The 16,118-nt window shown below is 69.1% G+C and carries 14 protein-coding genes; 7 read left to right on the top strand and 7 right to left on the bottom strand.

Annotation, left to right across the window (positions count from 1 at the left end):
• Nucleotides 1-11: 11 nt before the first annotated feature.
• The 4 genes from IEZ21_RS06990 to IEZ21_RS06975 form a co-directional block, all read right to left on the bottom strand.
• Complete coding sequence (locus IEZ21_RS06990; RefSeq protein ID WP_189321005.1) at nucleotides 12-2,054, bottom strand: beta-galactosidase; 2,043 nt, start codon at nucleotides 2,052-2,054, stop codon at nucleotides 12-14.
• A 218-nt stretch (nucleotides 2,055-2,272) separates the two neighbouring features.
• On the bottom strand, nucleotides 2,273-3,607 hold the full coding sequence (locus IEZ21_RS06985; protein ID WP_189321004.1) for an ABC transporter substrate-binding protein: 1,335 nt from the start codon (nucleotides 3,605-3,607) through the stop codon (nucleotides 2,273-2,275).
• A 104-nt stretch (nucleotides 3,608-3,711) separates the two neighbouring features.
• Nucleotides 3,712-4,662 (bottom strand): carbohydrate ABC transporter permease, encoded by a 951-nt coding sequence (locus IEZ21_RS06980; protein WP_033324525.1) that lies wholly within the window; start codon nucleotides 4,660-4,662, stop codon nucleotides 3,712-3,714.
• 4 nt (nucleotides 4,663-4,666) lie between these two features.
• Nucleotides 4,667-5,596 (bottom strand): carbohydrate ABC transporter permease, encoded by a 930-nt coding sequence (locus IEZ21_RS06975; protein ID WP_033324526.1) that lies wholly within the window; start codon nucleotides 5,594-5,596, stop codon nucleotides 4,667-4,669.
• A 279-nt stretch (nucleotides 5,597-5,875) separates the two neighbouring features.
• On the opposite strand from IEZ21_RS06975, the gene IEZ21_RS06970 reads away from it, so the two are divergent.
• Nucleotides 5,876-6,865: a LacI family DNA-binding transcriptional regulator gene (locus IEZ21_RS06970; protein ID WP_189321003.1), complete on the top strand. Its 990-nt coding sequence runs from the start codon at nucleotides 5,876-5,878 to the stop codon at nucleotides 6,863-6,865.
• Nucleotides 6,866-6,924: 59 nt separating this feature from the next.
• Here IEZ21_RS06970 and IEZ21_RS06965 read toward each other — a convergent pair whose 3' ends face one another.
• From IEZ21_RS06965 to IEZ21_RS06955, 3 genes are all read right to left on the bottom strand, one after another.
• Nucleotides 6,925-7,230, bottom strand: coding sequence for a transcriptional regulator (locus tag IEZ21_RS06965; protein ID WP_373302184.1), 306 nt, complete (start codon nucleotides 7,228-7,230; stop codon nucleotides 6,925-6,927).
• Entirely contained in the window at nucleotides 7,227-7,724 is a 498-nt protein-coding gene (locus tag IEZ21_RS06960) for a hypothetical protein (protein ID WP_189321002.1), read from the bottom strand. The genes IEZ21_RS06965 and IEZ21_RS06960 overlap by 4 nt, the downstream gene beginning before the upstream one ends.
• Before the next feature lie 95 nt (nucleotides 7,725-7,819).
• Nucleotides 7,820-9,988 carry an acyl-CoA dehydrogenase family protein gene (locus IEZ21_RS06955; protein ID WP_189321001.1) on the bottom strand — a complete coding sequence of 723 codons (2,169 nt, stop codon included), beginning with the start codon at nucleotides 9,986-9,988 and terminating at the stop codon, nucleotides 7,820-7,822.
• A gap of 196 nt (nucleotides 9,989-10,184) precedes the next feature.
• On the opposite strand from IEZ21_RS06955, the gene IEZ21_RS06950 reads away from it, so the two are divergent.
• From IEZ21_RS06950 to IEZ21_RS06925, 6 genes are all read left to right on the top strand, one after another.
• Nucleotides 10,185-11,759: an MFS transporter gene (locus IEZ21_RS06950; RefSeq protein WP_189321000.1), complete on the top strand. Its 1,575-nt coding sequence runs from the start codon at nucleotides 10,185-10,187 to the stop codon at nucleotides 11,757-11,759.
• 153 nt (nucleotides 11,760-11,912) lie between these two features.
• Entirely contained in the window at nucleotides 11,913-12,563 is a 651-nt protein-coding gene (locus tag IEZ21_RS06945) for a class I SAM-dependent methyltransferase (protein ID WP_189320999.1), read from the top strand.
• A gap of 34 nt (nucleotides 12,564-12,597) precedes the next feature.
• Entirely contained in the window at nucleotides 12,598-13,578 is a 981-nt protein-coding gene (locus IEZ21_RS06940; RefSeq protein WP_189320998.1) for an N-acetylmuramoyl-L-alanine amidase, read from the top strand.
• Nucleotides 13,579-13,739: 161 nt separating this feature from the next.
• Nucleotides 13,740-14,636 carry a DUF5336 domain-containing protein gene (locus IEZ21_RS06935; protein ID WP_189320997.1) on the top strand — a complete coding sequence of 299 codons (897 nt, stop codon included), beginning with the start codon at nucleotides 13,740-13,742 and terminating at the stop codon, nucleotides 14,634-14,636.
• Nucleotides 14,637-14,748: 112 nt separating this feature from the next.
• Complete coding sequence (locus IEZ21_RS06930; protein ID WP_189320996.1) at nucleotides 14,749-15,768, top strand: LLM class F420-dependent oxidoreductase; 1,020 nt, start codon at nucleotides 14,749-14,751, stop codon at nucleotides 15,766-15,768.
• Nucleotides 15,769-15,817: 49 nt separating this feature from the next.
• Entirely contained in the window at nucleotides 15,818-16,114 is a 297-nt protein-coding gene (locus IEZ21_RS06925) for a hypothetical protein (protein WP_189320995.1), read from the top strand.
• The last annotated feature ends 4 nt before the right edge of the window (nucleotides 16,115-16,118 follow it).

Raw genomic sequence — 16,118 nt, 5'->3', positions numbered from 1 at the left:
AAGTGCGGGGGTCAGGTGGTGGGTTGCCGTAGTACGGCGACGCCCCTGGGTTCCAGTACGAGATCGCCGTCGGCGTCGGTGGTGCCGTGCAGGACCTCTCCGGTGAGGCCGGTCAGCGGCACTGCCGAGTCGGTCCGGTTGACCAGGAACAGGAAGCGGGCGTCGGTGCCGCGGCGTACGGTCTGCTCGACCGACCCGCGTGCGGCGGCGGGCAGTTCGCTCTCGACGCCGGCCGGGGCGAGCAGCCGCGGCAGCAGGGCGGTGAGCCCTTCGACACCGAGCCGGGTGGAGACGTACACGGCCGAACCGCTGCCCGTGGACCGGCGGGTCACAGCGGGCCGGTCGGCATACGCACCCGTGCGGTAGTGGGCCAGGACCTCCGCCTCCGGGTCGGTGACGGTGATCCGGTCGGTCCACAGGGAGCCCGTGCCGACGCCGTCCAGGTCTACGGTCTCGCCTTCGAGCAGGGGCCCGAACTCCTCGATGCGGATGCCGAGCAGCTCGCGCAGGGCGCCCGGGTAGCCGCCGAGCCAGATGTGGTCGTTCTCGTCGACGACTCCGGAGAAGTACGTGGTGACCAGGTGGCCGCCGCTCTCGACGTACCGCGTGAGCTCCTTGGCGAGTTCGGCGGGGACGACGTGGAGCACCGGCGCGATCAGCACCCGGTGGCGGTCGAGGTCGGTGCGGCTGGTGATGAGGTCGGCACGGATGCCGAGGGCGAGGAGCGCGGAGTACCAGTCGAGCGCTTCCTGGCGGTAGTCGAGCAGGGAGGTGGGGTGGGAGTCCTGTTCGCTCGCCCACCACGAGTCCCAGTCGAAGAGGATGCCCACCGGGGCAGGTTCGCGCTCGCTCCCGGCGACGGGGGCCAGGGTCTTGAGGGTGTCGCCGAGGGCCACCACCGCGCGGAAGAGGTCACTGTCCTCACCGGCGTGCGGCACCATCGCGGAGTGGTACTTCTCGGCGCCGGCCGCCGACTGCCGCCACTGGAAGTAGCAGACGGCGTCGGCGCCGTGCGCGACGTGCAGCAGCGAGTCGCGGGCCAGGTCACCGGGGCGCTTCGCGACGTTGACGGGCTGCCAGTTGACGGCGCTGGTGGAGTGCTCCATGAGGAACCAGGGGCGTCCGCCCGCGATGCCGCCGGTCAGGTTGGCGGAGAAGGACAGCTCGTCGCGGTCCTGGGGGCCGGGGTGGACGTAGTGGTCGTTGGAGACGAAGTCGATCTCGCCCGCCCAGTCCGGGTAGTTCATGCCCTTGGTGCCGTTCATCACCATGAAGTTGGTGGTGATGGGCACGTCGGGGGTGATCTCCCGCAGTACGTCCCGTTCCGCGCGCAGATACTCCTTCAGCGCGTCGGAGGAGAAGCGCTTGAAGTCCAGCTGCTGGGTCGGGTTCGGGTGGGAGGCGGTCAGCCGGGGCGGCAGGATCTGCTCCCACTCGCTGTAGCGCTGGGACCAGAAGGCCGTACCCCAGGCGTGGTTGAGGGCGTCGAGCGTGGTGTAGCGGGCGCGCAGCCAGTCGCGGAAGGCACGGGCGGCGTCGTCCGAGTAGTCGTAGATGTTGTGGCAGCCCAGCTCGTTGGAGATGTGCCAGGCCACCAGGGCGGGATGGCCGACGTAACGCTCGGCCATCTTCCGCACCAGGTGAAGTGCGTACTTCCGGAACACCGGCGAGGTGGGCCGCCAGTGCTGCCGCGCCCCCGGCCACACCGTCTCACCGGAGGCGGTCACCGGAAGGATCTCCGGGTGCGCCGTGGTGAGCCAGGGCGGCGGGGACGCGGTGGCGGTGGCGAGGTCGACCCCGATGCCGCCCGCGTGCAGCAGGTCCATGATCTCGTCGAGCCACCCGAAGTCCCACTCGTCCTGGGCCGGCTGGATGCGGGCCCAGGAGAAGATCCCCACGGAGACCAGGTTGACGCCGGCCTCACGCATCAGCCGTACGTCCTCCTCCCACACCTCACGAGGCCACTGCTCGGGGTTGTAGTCGGCGCCGTACACGAGGCGTGGGGTGGGGTCACCGTCCGGCCCGTGCAGCTGGGACAGGAGGGTGGAGATCATGGCGGTCCTTCCGGTGTGTCGCACGGGGCGGCGGGGGGGCGTACCTCGGCTGAGCAGCCTTGGTGAAGTCCGGTGCGTACCGCGCCCCTAAGGAGGCCGCAGGCCTTCCTTTAGGGGCGCGGGGAACTGCGCGACCAGCCCCCACCGACCCGCAGCCGAATCACTGCACCCTCAGCGGAGCGCTGTCGCACGGGCGGCGACGTGAGGGCGTACCTCGACTACTCGACGGTGAAGCCCTGCTCCTTGCCGTACTTGATGGAGGCGTCCTGCCAGGTCTTCAGGCCCTCGGAGAGCTTGGTGTCCGAGACGTACGCCTTGCCGACGGTGTCGTTGAAGATCGAGTTGGCGTACTGCTGGAAGGGCAGGTACGACCAGTCGTCGGCCACGTTGGCCGCGGACTCGGCGAAGATCTCGTTGGCCTTCTGACCGCCGAAGTACTCGAACTCCTTGCTCTGGAACTCCGGGGACTCCAGCTCCGCCTTGGTCGCCGGGAAGGCGCCCTCGTCGATGCGGGTCTGCACGCCGTCGCCGGAGTTCGCGTACTCGGCGAAGGCGTAGGCGAGTTCCTTGTTCTTGCCCAGCGTGGGCAGGGCCAGGGAGCTGCCGCCGTTCTCCGCGCTGGCCTTGTCGCCCTTGGTCCAGGCAGGCATCGGGGCCGCGCGCCAGTCGCCGGAGGCCTGCGGCACGCCGGTGACGAAGTTGGCGGGCATCCAGGCGCCGGTGACCAGGGTGGCGAGGGTGCCGTCGCCCAGGCCCTTGTACCAGTCGTCGGTCCAGCCGGCGATGGGCGCGACGAGCTTCTCGTCGATGAGCGGCTGCCAGGTGTCGGTGTACTTCTTGGCCTTGGCGTCGGAGAAGTCGACCTTCACATTGGTGCCGTCGACCTTGTAGGGACGCGAACCGGCCTGCCACAGCGCGCTGGTGGTGAAGCCCGCGTCACCGGCGTCGGCGGCGATGAAGACCTTCGGGTCGGCCTTGTGCAGCTTGCGGGCCGCGTCCACGTACTCGTCCCAGGTGGTCGGGACCGCGACCTTGTGCTTGTCGAAGACCGCCTTGTTGTAGAACATCGCCATGGGGCCGGAGTCCATCGGCAGGCCGTAGACGGCGTCACCCTCGTTCACGGCGTTCCACGGGCCGGGGGTGTACTTGTCCTTGAGCTTGTCGGCGCCGAAGGGGGCCAGGTCGGAGAGGCCCTTGGTGAGGGCGTACTGGCTCAGCGCGAAGTACTCGACCTGCGCGACGTCGGGGACGCCCTTCTCGGCCGAGATGGCGTTCGTCAGGGCGGTGTAGTGCTTGTCGCCGGACCGCTCGGCGACGAGGTTGATCTTGACCTTGGGGTACTTCTTCTCGAAGTCGGCGGCGACCGTCTTGAGCGTCGGCTCCCAGGCCCAGACCGTGACCGTGCCGCCCTTCTCCAGGGCCGCCGTGATGTCGTCGCCGGAGACCGGCTCCCCGCCGGCGCTGTCGTCGGAGCCGCCGCAGGCGGTCGCGCCGAGGGCGAGGACGGAGAGGACTGCTATGCCGCGCATCAGGCGGCTTGTGGTTCTGCGCATGGAGGTGCTTCCACTTCTTCGTGGGTGGGACAGGGTGAGGGTTTTGACGTTGTGTGGGGGCGTGGGGCCTTCGGGGAGGGTCAGGGGGCTTCTGATGGGTCCCCCTATTCCTTGACGCTTCCGGCGGCGAGCCCGGACTGCCAGTACTTCTGCAGCAGCAGGAACGCGGCGATCAGCGGCACGATGGTGAGCAGCGAACCGGTGATCACCAGGTTGAAGATCACGTCACCGCCGATCGTCTCTGCCTGGGAGTTCCAGGCGCTCAGCCCCAGGGTCAGCGGATACCAGTCCGGGTCCTTGAGCATGATCAGCGGCAGGAAGTAGTTGTTCCAGGTCGCGACCGTGGTGAACAGCAGGACGGTCACGATGCCGGGGGCGAGCAGCGGCAGGGCGACCTGGAAGAAGGTGCGCGCCTCGCTCGCTCCGTCGACCCGGGCGGCCTCAAGGAGTTCGACGGGGATGGCCTCGGTGGCGAACACCCACATCAGGTACAGGCCGAAGGGCGAGACGAGCGAGGGCAGGATCACCGCCCACGGGGTGTCGGTCAGCCCCATCTTGCTGAACATCAGGAAGGTCGGCACCGCGAGAGCCGTACCCGGGACCGCGACCGCGCCGATGACCGTGGCGAAGACAGCGCGCTTGCCGGGGAAGTCGAACTTCGCCAGCGCGTAGCCGCCCAGGATCGCCAGGAAGGTGGCGCCGCCGGCCCCGAGGACGACGTACAGCAGGGTGTTCAGCAGCCAGCGGGTGAAGATGCCGTCGTTGTACGTGAACGTGTCGCTGATGTTGGACCACAGGGCGAAGTCGTCGGCGAACCACAGCCCGGAGGAGTCGGCAAGACCTTCCTGGGTCTTGGTGGCGCTGATGACCAGCCAGATCAACGGCACCACGGTGTAGAGCAGCATCAGGCCGGTGAGCACGGTCAGCAGAACACTGCGCTTGGGGCGCCCGGGGGTGTGCTTCTTGCCGGGCGTACGCAGCCGGGGGGTGCCCTTGCCGGAGCCTGCGGCCGGAGCGGCCGGGGTCTTGGCGGCGGCGGTGAGAGGGGTGCTCATCGGGTCACGCTCCCTTGCGCATGCCGCGAAGCTGCACGATGTAGGCGATCACCATGGTGATCAGCCCCATGATGATGGCGACCGCCGCAGAGTAGTTCTGCTGCTGGCCGTTGAAGGACAGCGAGTACGTGTAGAAGTTCGGCGTGTAGTCCGTGGTGATGGCGTTGCGCGCCAACTGCCGCAGGATGTTCGGCTCGTTGAAGAGCTGGAAGCTGCCGATGATCGAGAAGATCGTCGCGATGACGAGGGCACCGCGGATGGCGGGGAGCTTGATGGCGGTGATGACGCGGAACTGTCCGGCGCCGTCGATCTCCGCGGCCTCGTAGAGGGAGTGCGGGATGACCCGCAGCGCGGAGTAGAAGATCAGCATGTTGTAGCCGACGAACTCCCAGGTGACGATGTTGCCGATCGACGCCAGGACCAGGTCGGTCGAGAGCGGGTCGGGCAGCGTGACACCGAAGGCTTCGTTGATGTCGCCCACCAGGCCGTAGCGGGTGCCGTACATGAAGCCCCACATCAGGGTGGCGACCACGGCGGGCACCGCGTACGGCAGGAAGATCGTGATCCGGAAGAAGTCCTTGCCGTACAGCCGTCCGCTGTCCAGGGCGAGCGCGATCAGCAGGGCGATGCCGAGCATGATCGGCACCTGGACGACGAGGAAGAGCGAGACCCGTATGAGGGAGTCCCAGAACCGGTCGTCCTCGATGGCCTGGGTGTAGTTGTCCAGGCCGACGAACTGGTTGCCGCCGATCAGCTGGTCCCGGAAGAGGCTGAGGTAGATCGAGTAGGCGATGGGGGCCAGGAAGACGAGGGCGAAGACCGCCACGAAGGGGCCGATGAACCCCCACCCCTTCCAGGAGCGGCGGTTCCGTTTTGCCGGGGGCCGGGGGCCAGGGGGCCGGTCCGCGGCCACCGGCGGTTCTAGCGTCGTCATGTCGTTCCTCGTTCAATCCATCCCGGAACCGGCGTTGTGCGCCGCCGAAGATGTTTGCGTAAACATTCCTCTTTGCGAGGGTCCATGGGCTGTTATGTTTACGTAAACATCTGATGGCGGAATGTCTACACTGCCCCGATGACGACGGTCAAGGGTCGGCAGCGGAAACTGCGCCCCGAGCGACAAGGGAGACGGGTGGACACTGCGGACGGTGCGCCGGCGCCCCGGGCACGAGTGCGTACCAGAACAAGAGCAGGTCGTCGCGCACAGAGCGCTTCCATGGCGGATGTCGCCCGGCTGGCCGGCGTCTCCTCACAGACGGTCTCCCGCGTTTCCAATGGTTATGAAGGCGTGACCGAGGAGACCCGCCGCCAGGTGCTCGCGGCGATGGAGGAACTGGGCTACCGCCCCAACAGCGCCGCACGCGCACTCAAACGCGGCGAGTTCCGCACCATAGGGGTCATCACCTTCGGCCTGGCCACCACGGGCAACGTCCGCACCCTGGAGGCGATCGCCACCTCCGCGGCCCACGAGGGCTACGCCGTCACACTCCTGCCCGTGGCCCTCCCCACCCAGAACGAGGTCCGCGGCGCGTTCTCCCGCCTGGGGGAACTGGCCGTCGACGCCGTCATCGTCATCCTGGAGGTGCACCTGCTGGACGCGGTGACCCTCTCCCTGCCACCGCACGTCCACATCGTCGTGGCCGACTCGGACGCCGACGACCGCTACACCGTGGTCGACAGCGACCAGGCAGGCGGCAGCCGCACCGCCGTACGCCACCTCCTGGACCTCGGCCACTACACGGTCTGGCACCTGGCCGGCCCCGAGGAGTCGTACGCGGCGGAGCGCCGCGCCCAGGCCTGGCGCACCGAACTCACCGAGGCCGGACGCCCCACCCCGCCTCTCGTACGGGGCGACTGGTCGGCCGAGTCCGGCTACCGCGCCGGGCTCGAACTGGCCCGCCAGAAGGACTGCACGGCGATCTTCGCCGCCAACGACCAGATGGCGCTCGGCCTGCTGCGTGCCCTGCACGAACAGGGCCGGAAGGTACCGGAGGACGTCAGCGTCATCGGCTTCGACGACATCGCCGAGGCCGGGTCCTTTCTGCCTCCCTTGACCACCGTTCACCAGGACTTCGCCGAGGTGGGGCGGCTGTGCGTGGAAGGGGTGCTGCGGCAGATGCGGCACGACGAAACCGAACACGGCACCACGCTCGTCCCGACACGACTGGTGGTACGCGACAGCACGGCACCGCCGCCGCCCCGGTAACCGCCTCACCCCACCGGCTCCGGACTGTACGACGACCGTGCGCAGACGCGGCAGAAGCCCTACGGCCCGACGATGGCGCGCAGGGCGGCGAGATGGGCCTGATAGGCATCGCGTCCCTGGCGGGTCAGGCGTAGCCATACGCGTTGGCGGGTGTCACGGACGGCCTTGCGCTGTTCGACATAGCCGGCCTCCATCAGCACGGTGACGTGCTTGCTCAGCACCGAGGCGGAGACGTCGAGCTGCCGCTGGACCACAGCGAACTCGGCCTCGCCGGCGGTGTCGAGCAGGGCGCAGATGCGCAGCCGGTTGGGGGCATGGATGGTGGTGTCGAAACCGTCCATGGGGTCGGTGACGGCGTTGTTCACGAGGCTTTCCGGTGCAGGCGTACGAAGGCGAGGTGGAAGCCGATCGACACCGCGACGCCGACGACGGAAGCGGCGAACAGCCACAGCGGCTCACCGGTGAGGCGGAAGACGAGGGGCGAGCCCACCAACAGCGCGGGCAGCCCGATCATGAGCGGCACGACGGCACGCTTGGGCAATACGTCCAGGCGCAGCGCCACGCCGGTCGCCTTGCGCCAGTTCGCGGCGGCGACCCCGAACAGCACGAAGAAAGCCGCGGTCATCACCGCCATGAGGACGCCCCAGGCCAGATTGGGCAGCAGCCACTCGGGGCTTGCCACCATGCCCCCGTAGACCGGCGGGAAGGCAGCGATGTACAGCGCGTGTGCGGTGACGAACCAACGCGGCCACGGGGTGGCGGACAGAGCGGCGGCGGACGCCCGGACCTGCTCGGTGTCGGCGAGCGCGGCGCGGGCCTGCTCCGGGGTCGGGCGGACGACGCCTCCGTTGGTTTCCATAACGGAAAGACTAGCCGTGTGTTTCCAGCACGGCAAGACGCGACTTTCCATTACGGAAAACATCGGGCGCGGCGAGTCCGTACAACGGAGAAACGTCAGTCCCGCGGCAGTCCGAGAATCCGCTCAGCGACCACGTTCAGCTGTACCTGTGTCGTGCCGCCGGCGATGGTGAGGCACCGGGAGAGCAGGAAGCTGTGTACGGCCCGCTCCCCCGGTCCCTCGCACAACGCGCCCTCCGGGCCGAGGAGTTCGAGGGCGAGTTCGGCGACCTTCTGCTGGTGCACCGTCTGCATGAGCTTGCGTACGGAAGCTCCCGCGCCCGGCTCGAGGCCCGACACCTGCTGCATGGTCGTACGGAGGCCTATACAGGCCAGCGTGTGCGCCTCCGTGATCAGGGCGCTGAGCCGGAGCCGTACGGCATCGTCCAAGTCCCTGGCCAGGAGCGCCTCGATACCGGTGCCGAAGGTCAACTGGTCGGCCATGTGGACGCGTTCGTTGCCGAGGGTGTTGCGGGCGACCTTCCAGCCGTCGTCGACGGAACCGACCACCGCGTCCGCGGGAAGCAGGGCATCGTCGAAGTAGACCTCGTTGAAGAGGGATTCGCCGGTGATCTCCTTCAGCGGGCGGACATCGATACCCTCCGTGTTCTTCATGTCGACGACGAAGTACGTGAGCCCCTTGTGCTTGGGCGCTTCCGGGTTCGTACGGGCGAGGAGGATCCCGTAGTCCGCCCAGCGGGCCGAACTCGTCCACACCTTCTGCCCGTTGACCCGCCAACACCCGTCCTCCATCCGCTCGGCGCGCGTCCGCAGCGAGGCGAGGTCGGACCCGGCGCCGGGTTCCGAGAACAGCTGGCACCACAGCACGTCCCCGCACAGCGTCGGCAGCAGATACCGCTCCTGCTGCTCCCGCGTCCCGTACGCGATGAGTGACGGTACGACCCAGGTGGCGATCCCCAGATCACTCAGCCGTACGCCCGCCGCTGCCAACTCCTCCTGTGTGGCGAGCTGTTGGACGGGCCCGGCGCCGAGTCCGTACGGGGCGGGCAGATGCGGGGCGGCATATCCGGTGGGCGCCAACTCCCTTCGTACGGCGGCCGGTTCGAGCCCTCGCACGCGCTCGACGACCGCCCGGGCCTGAGCACGGTAGGCCGCTGCCTCCTCCGGCAGATCCAGCCGCAACTCCCTCCGTACGCCGCCCTCCGCGAGCCGCACGGCACGCAGCCGGTGTGCGTCACCGGTGCCGAACAGCTGCCGCGCCACCACCGCCCGCCGCAGATACAGATGGGCGTCGTGCTCCCAGGTGAACCCGATCCCGCCGAGGACCTGGATGCAGTCCTTGGCGCAGGAGTACGCGGCGTCCAGGGCATCGGCGGCGGCAAGGGCAACCACCAACTCCCGTACGTCGTCCGGTTCTTGAACCGCCCGTGCCGCGTCCCAGGTGAGCGCCCGGGCCCGTTCGACCCGTACCAGCATGTCGGCGCACAGATGCTTCACGCCCTGGAAACGCCCGATGGGCTGCCCGAACTGCTCACGGACCTTGGCGTATTCGGAGGCGGTGTGCAACGCCCAGGCGGCGGTGCCGCAGGCGTCCGCGGCGAGAACGACGGCGGCCAGGTCTCGCACCAGCGCGGAGTCGACGGCCTCGACGGGGAGCACGCGCTCGGCGGGGACGCGCACCCCGTCCGCCCGGACCTCGGCGGTCGCGCGCGTAGGGTCGGCGCTCTCGTGCGCCCGTACGACCAGGTCGGCGGCATCGACGGCCAACCACACCGGACCGCTTGCGCTGTCCGAGGCGGTCAGGATCAGCAGGTCGGCGTCGGCCCCGGACAGCACGGGCGGGGCGGTCCCGTCGAGGAGATACCCGCCCCCCTCACACGAGACAGCGGTCAGCGACCCCGCCCCGAACGCGACAGCCGCCACCCGCTCCCCCGAGGCCAGCGCCCGCACCAACTCGTCCGCGCCCGCGCGGACGAGCACGAGCGAAGCGATCAGGCTCGGGACGTACGGCCCCGGCAGCGCGGCCCGCGCGGCCTCCTCCACCACGACGGCCAGATCGAGGAGATCGCCGCCTCCACCGCCGTACGCCTCGGGCAGATGCACACCGAGCAGCCCCTGCGCGGCGAGCCCGTCCCAGTACGGAGGTCTGCCCTCGCCGGGCGAATCGAGGAGTTTGCGCACTTCTTCGGGCGGCACCGCACGCGCGATCCACCCGCGCACGGCTTCGGCCAACTCCCGCTGTTCACGCGTGATCCCGATGCCCATACAGGCCTCGCCTCCCCAAGGTCGGCGAAAGAGTAGAACACGTTCCAATCCGATGGAAGGTCAGACACTGCCCGGATACTGACGCCGGGTCAGATGGTCAAGAATTCGTTAGGGACCCGAAGCAACGGAATAGTTGCCTTGGCGCACGGGGTTCACCATGCACGTACCGCACTCACGTCCCCGGAGGCCCAACCCGATGCCCGAGACCCAGACAACGACGGACCAAGGCCCCACACGGAGGCCGATCGGGGCAGGCGCCGGCACCGGCGCCGGAATCGTCCCGGTACTGGCCTTCGCGGGCATCGTTGTCGCGGTGATGCAGACCCTGCTCGTGCCGCTCATCAAGGACCTGCCGGAGCTGCTGAACACCTCGCCCGGCAACGCCACCTGGGTCATGACCTCGACCCTGCTCGCCGGCGCCGTGGCCACCCCGATCATGGGCCGCCTGGGCGACCTCTACGGCAAGCGGCGGATGCTGCTGACGAGCCTGGCCGTGATGGTGGCGGGTTCGCTGATCGCCGCTTCAACCAGCGAACTGCTGGTGATGATCATCGGCCGCGCCCTCCAGGGCTTCGCGATGGGCGCCATCCCGCTCGGCATCGGCCTGATGCGCGACGCGCTCCCGCGCGAGAAGCTCGGCTCGGCGATGGCCCTGATGAGCTCGTCGATCGGCGTAGGCGGCGGACTGGCACTGCCCCTGGCCGCCCTGGTCGCACAGAACGCCGACTGGCACGCGCTGTTCTTCGGCTCGGCGGCCCTCGGCACCCTCTCCATCCTCCTCACCCTCGCCTTCGTACCGGAGTCCCCGCTGCGCGCAAAGGGCACCTTCGACGTACTGGGCGCACTCGGCCTCTCCGCGGGCCTGGTCCTCTTCCTCCTGCCGATCACGAAGGGCAGCGACTGGGGCTGGAGTTCGGGCACGACGCTCGGACTGTTCGCAGCGGCGGCGGTCGTCCTCTTCCTGTGGGGCGTGATGGAACTCCGCGTCCAGGCCCCCCTCGTGGACCTGCGCACCACAGCCCGCCGCCCCGTGCTCTTCACCAACCTCGCCTCGATCATGGTCGGCGTAGCCTTCTACGCCGTATCCCTGGTCCTCCCCCAACTGCTCCAGCTACCCACGACGACCGGCTACGGCCTCGGCCAGTCGATGGTCGTAGCCGGCCTGTGCGTGGCACCGCTCGGCCTGACGATGATGTTCACGGCTCCGGTGTACGGGCGCCTGTCCGCCAAGTACGGCCCTAGGACCACGCTCATGATCGGCATGCTGATCATCGCGGTCGGCTACGGCGCCGGCCTCGGCCTGATGAGCGCGGCCTGGCAGACGGTGGTCATCGCGGTGGTCCTGGGCGCGGGCATCGGCCTCGCGTACTCCTCGCTGCCCGCACTGATCATCGGCGCCGTCGACCCGTCCGAGACGGGAGCGGCGAACGGCCTCAACACGTTGATGCGCTCGATCGGTACGTCGGTGTCGAGTGCCGTGATCGGAATGGTGCTGGCGAACACGGCGAACCAGGTGAACGGGGTCGCGGTTCCCACGATGCACGGGTTCAGGGTGTCGTTCTTGATCGCAGCCGGGGCTGTGGCGGTGGGGCTGCTGTTCGCACTGCTGCTGCCACGCGCTCCGCGGGAAGGGCGGTTGAAAAGCCGCGGGTCGGCTGTAGCTGAGCACCAACCGCTCCGCGGGAAAGGGCCGCACGAAAGCCACGAGCCGGCTGTGGCCGAGCACGCCCGCGCGGCGGATCCGACCATGGATACAGCCGCTCGCCCCTGAAGGGACGCCCCGCCCTCTGCGCGGGCCGCCCGGGCACGGGGCGACATGTGTCCACCGCGAATGTGACACTTCGGGGGTCACCTGTCACATTTTCCAGAAACAGCCTCCCCCTCCCCGGCTGGCCGCCGCCCACGCACAATCAGGAGGATCCTCATGCCCGCGGCCCCCAAGCCCGAGACCCTCGCCGCCTTCGAGCGGGCCAAGGGCTTCATGCCCACCCGCGAGGGCCTCGCTCTGTACGCCGCCGCAGCAGAAGCGGGCACACTCGGCCTCCCCCTCCTGGAAGTCGGCACGTACTGCGGACGCTCCACCATCCTGCTCGCAGCCGCCGCCCGCGAGACCGGCGTCACCGCGATCACCATCGACCACCACCGCGGCAGCGAGGAGCAGCAGCCCGGCTGGGAGTACCACGACCCGGAGACGGTCGACCCGGAACTCGGCCGGATGGACACGCTCCCCACCTTCCGCCGCACCCTCCACAAGGCCGGCCTGGAGGACCACGTGGTCGCGATGGTCGGCCGCTCACCCCAGATCGCGGCCTTCTGGCGAACACCCCTCGGCCTCGTCTTCATCGACGGCGGCCACACCGACGAACACGCGACCGCTGACTACGAGGGCTGGGCCCCGCACCTCGCCGAGGGCGGCCTCCTCCTGATCCACGACGTCTTCCCCGACCCGGAGGACGAGTTCACCGGCCAGGCCCCGTACCGCGTGTACCTCCGCGCCCTCGCCTCCGGCGCATTCACCGAGGTCTCGGCCACCGACTCGCTGCGGGTCCTCCGGCGGACGAGCACGGGGATCTGACGGCGCCCGGCGGCAGCCCCGTAAGGTGGCTGCCGTGTCGTATGTAGGTCCGGACTTCGATCCTCCCCGCCCGCCGCGCCGTTCCCGGCGCGGACCCCTGACCATCGCTGTTGCCGCGCTCGTACCGGGCGCGTTGGTGGGGTGGCTGGTGTGGCAGGCGGTGGGGGACTCGGGCGGGGGCGGCTCGGACGGATCGGTGGCGCAGTCGTCGCCGTCGCCGGATACGTCCGCATCGGACACGTCCTCCTCACCCACCACCGGGACGGACGACGCCGACGCCAAGGAGCCCGGCAAGTCCCCCTCCCCCTCCAACTCCTCGACCTCACGCCCCGCCGCTTCCGGCCCTCTCAAGGGCAAGGTCGTCGTGATCGACCCGGGTCACAACCCGGGCAACTTCCGCCACACCGCCGAGATCAACCGCCAAGTCGACATCGGTACGAACTCCAAGGAATGCGACACGACGGGTACGTCCACCAACGACGGCTATACGGAAGCCCGCTTCACCCTCGACCTCTCCCACCGCATCCGCACACTGCTCGAAAAGCAGGGCGCCACAGTCAAGTTCACGCAGGACGGCGACCGCCCCTGGGGCCCGTGCGTCGACGAGCGCGCCCGCATCGGCAACAAGGCGAAGGCGGACGCCGTGGTCTCCATCCACGCGGACGGCTCGGGCGCCGGAAACCGCGGCTTCCACGTGATCCTGCCGGGCGCCGTGAACGAGGGCGAAGCCGACACCCGCCCGATCGTCGCCCCGTCCCGCGAACTCGGCGAGCGCATCGCCGGCAACTTCGTCAGCGCCACCGGCAGCGCACCCTCGAACTACATCGGCGACGGCACCGGCCTCGACGTACGCACGGATCTCGGCGGTCTCAATCTGTCAACGGTTCCCAAGGTGTTCCTCGAGTGCGGCAACATGCGCGACAGCAAGGACGCGGCACTGCTGACCAGCGGCACGTGGAGGCAGAAGGCGGCGCGTGGGATCTCTGCGGGAATCGTGAGTTTCCTGCGGGGGTAATGATCTGCGAACGGATCCGGACACCCACCCCTCGCGGTCGGACGATAGTGTCGTCCCTACGATGAGGGGCCACTCCCGCGCTTCACACCGCGGCCATACGGCGACATGGTGACAGCGACGCCTCCACCGGAGACGAGACGACGACTGATGAAGGACACGAAGTGAATATCCGCTCTCTCACTCGAGGCGACGGCGTGGTGATCGGAGCAGCGGTGTTGCTGTTCATCGCGTCGTTCCTCGAGATCTACTCCGTCGAAGGGGCCGGCGAAGGCGCCGACATCCCGAGCGCCTGGGGCAGTGGCCCGCTCCTCATGAGCGTCACCCTGGCCGGCATCATCGGCGCCGCGCTGATCGTCGTCGCCCATGGCCTGCCGCAGGTGCCGAAAGTCGCCGGTCTCGACCTCGGCCAGTTCGGCATCGCCTTCACGGTGTTCGCCGCATGGAGTGCGCTCGGGAACGTCTTCGACCCGGCCGGCGGCTTCGACAATAACGGTGGGCTCAGCACCATCAGCGCCGGAACCGGCCTCATCCTCAGCCTGGTCGCCGCCCTCATCCTCGCCGCCGCCGCGATCGCAGCTCCGCTGGTGCCCGCGCTGAAGGGCCCCCTCCTCCCCGCCCCCAAGCCTGCCGCCCCCCAGCCCTACGGCGCCCAGCCGCAGGGCGGTTACGGCTACCCGGGCGCCCAGCAGCAGCCGGGCCAGCCGTTCGGCGGTCAGCCCGGTCAGCCGCAGCAGGGGCAGCCGTTCGGCGCGCAGGGCCCGCAGCCCGGTCAGCAGCAGCCCCATCCGCAGCAGGCACAGGCTCCCCAGCCGCAGCAGGCCCAGGCCCCGCAGGCACAGCACCAGCAACCGCCCGCCGCGGACTTCTCGCCGTTCTGGTTCGCGGTGCCGCAGCCGCGTCCGCTGTACGGGGAGGACGGCTCGCCGACGCCGATCGCCGAACTGGCGCCCGGTACCTGGTACTTGGCCGTCGAGCAGCGCGGCCCCGGCCTGGTGGCCCAGACACAGGACGGCCGTCGAGGCGTACTGCAGGACACCAGCGGAATCCAGCGCGGCTGACCCGCCCGCTCCCGCGCACGACTCACGGCTTACGGCCCTTCGCTCTTCCGAGCGGGGGGCCGTTGTCGTACAGTCACCGTCTTGGCTGACGCTCCGTCAGAAAGGGGCAGACATGCGACTCGGCCTCGCACTCGGCTACTGGGGACGCGGCCCCAACCCGGACCACGTCCCGCTGGCGCAGGAGGCGGAACGCCTCGGCTACGACTCCGTGTGGACCGCCGAGTCCTGGGGCTCCGACGTCTTCACCCCGCTGACCTGGCTCGCGGCGCACACGTCCCGTATCAAACTGGGCACGGCCGTGGCGCAGATGGCCGCCCGCTCCCCCACGACGACCGCCATGCACGCGCTCACCCTCGACCACCTCTCGGGCGGCCGCATGATGCTCGGCCTCGGCCTTTCGGGCCCGCAGGTCGTGGAGGGCTGGTACGGCCGCCCGTTCCCGAAGTCACCGCTCACAGCGACGCGGGAGTACGTCGATGTCGTACGCCAAGTCCTGAGCCGCGAGGCCCCCGTTGAGCTGAACGGCCGCTTTCACACCCACCCGTACCAAGGCCCGGACGCCACAGGCCTGGGCAAACCCCTCAAGCCCATCACCCACCCCCTGCGCCCCGAACTCCCCATCCTCCTGGGCGCGGAGGGCCCGAAGAACATCGCGCAGACGACTCGGATCGCGGACGGCTGGCTCCCGTTGTACTGGTCTCCCCTGCGCCCCGACGTGTACGAGGCGTCCCTGACGGACGTACGCGACGACTTCCTGATCGCCCCCATGGCCCAGGCCAGAGTCTGCGACGACGTGTCGGAAGGCCTGCTCCCCGTAAAGACGATGCTCGGCTTCTACATCGGCGGCATGGGCCACGCAAAGCACAACTTCCACGCCGACCTGATGGCGCGTATGGGATATGAGGAGGAGGCGCGGCGGATCCAGCGCCTGTTCCTGGAGGGCCGCCGGGAGGAGGCGGTCCTCGCCGTACCGGACGCCTTCGCGGACGAGATCTCCCTGGTCGGTCCCCGCGAACGGATCGCGGAACGCCTGGAGTTGTGGCGCAAGGGCCCGGTGACCGACCTGCTGGTCCTGTCCCCCGACCGTCACACCCTCCAAGTCCTGGCGGAGCTCAACGAGGCCTCGACGTAAGGCGAATCGAACCCCTGGGCGGTTTCATTCAGAATTCAAGGGGCAATCGATGAGCATGCCCTCTCGATCTCGCAGCAACCAGGCAGGCAGAGCCATCGCGATCGTCGCCGACATCATGGCGGCGATCCTCGGCCTGTGGATCCTGATGTACCTACTGGACGCGAACCGAGCGAACGACTTCGTGCAGTTCATCCAGGATGCGGCCCGCTGGCTCGCCGGCTGGTCCTACGACCTGTTCACCTTCGACGAGGACTGGGCCCGGGTCGTCGCCGGGTACGGGCTGGCCGCCATCGTGTACCTCTTCGTGGGTCACGTGATCGCCAACCGCATGTACCGCCATCACTGAGGCG

It is taken from the genome of Streptomyces flaveus, assembly GCF_014647675.1.
Taxonomy (GTDB): Bacteria; Actinomycetota; Actinomycetes; order Streptomycetales; family Streptomycetaceae; genus Streptomyces; species Streptomyces flaveus.
Note: the sequence above shows the minus strand (reverse complement) of the source record. Positions and strands in the feature narration are given on the sequence as shown.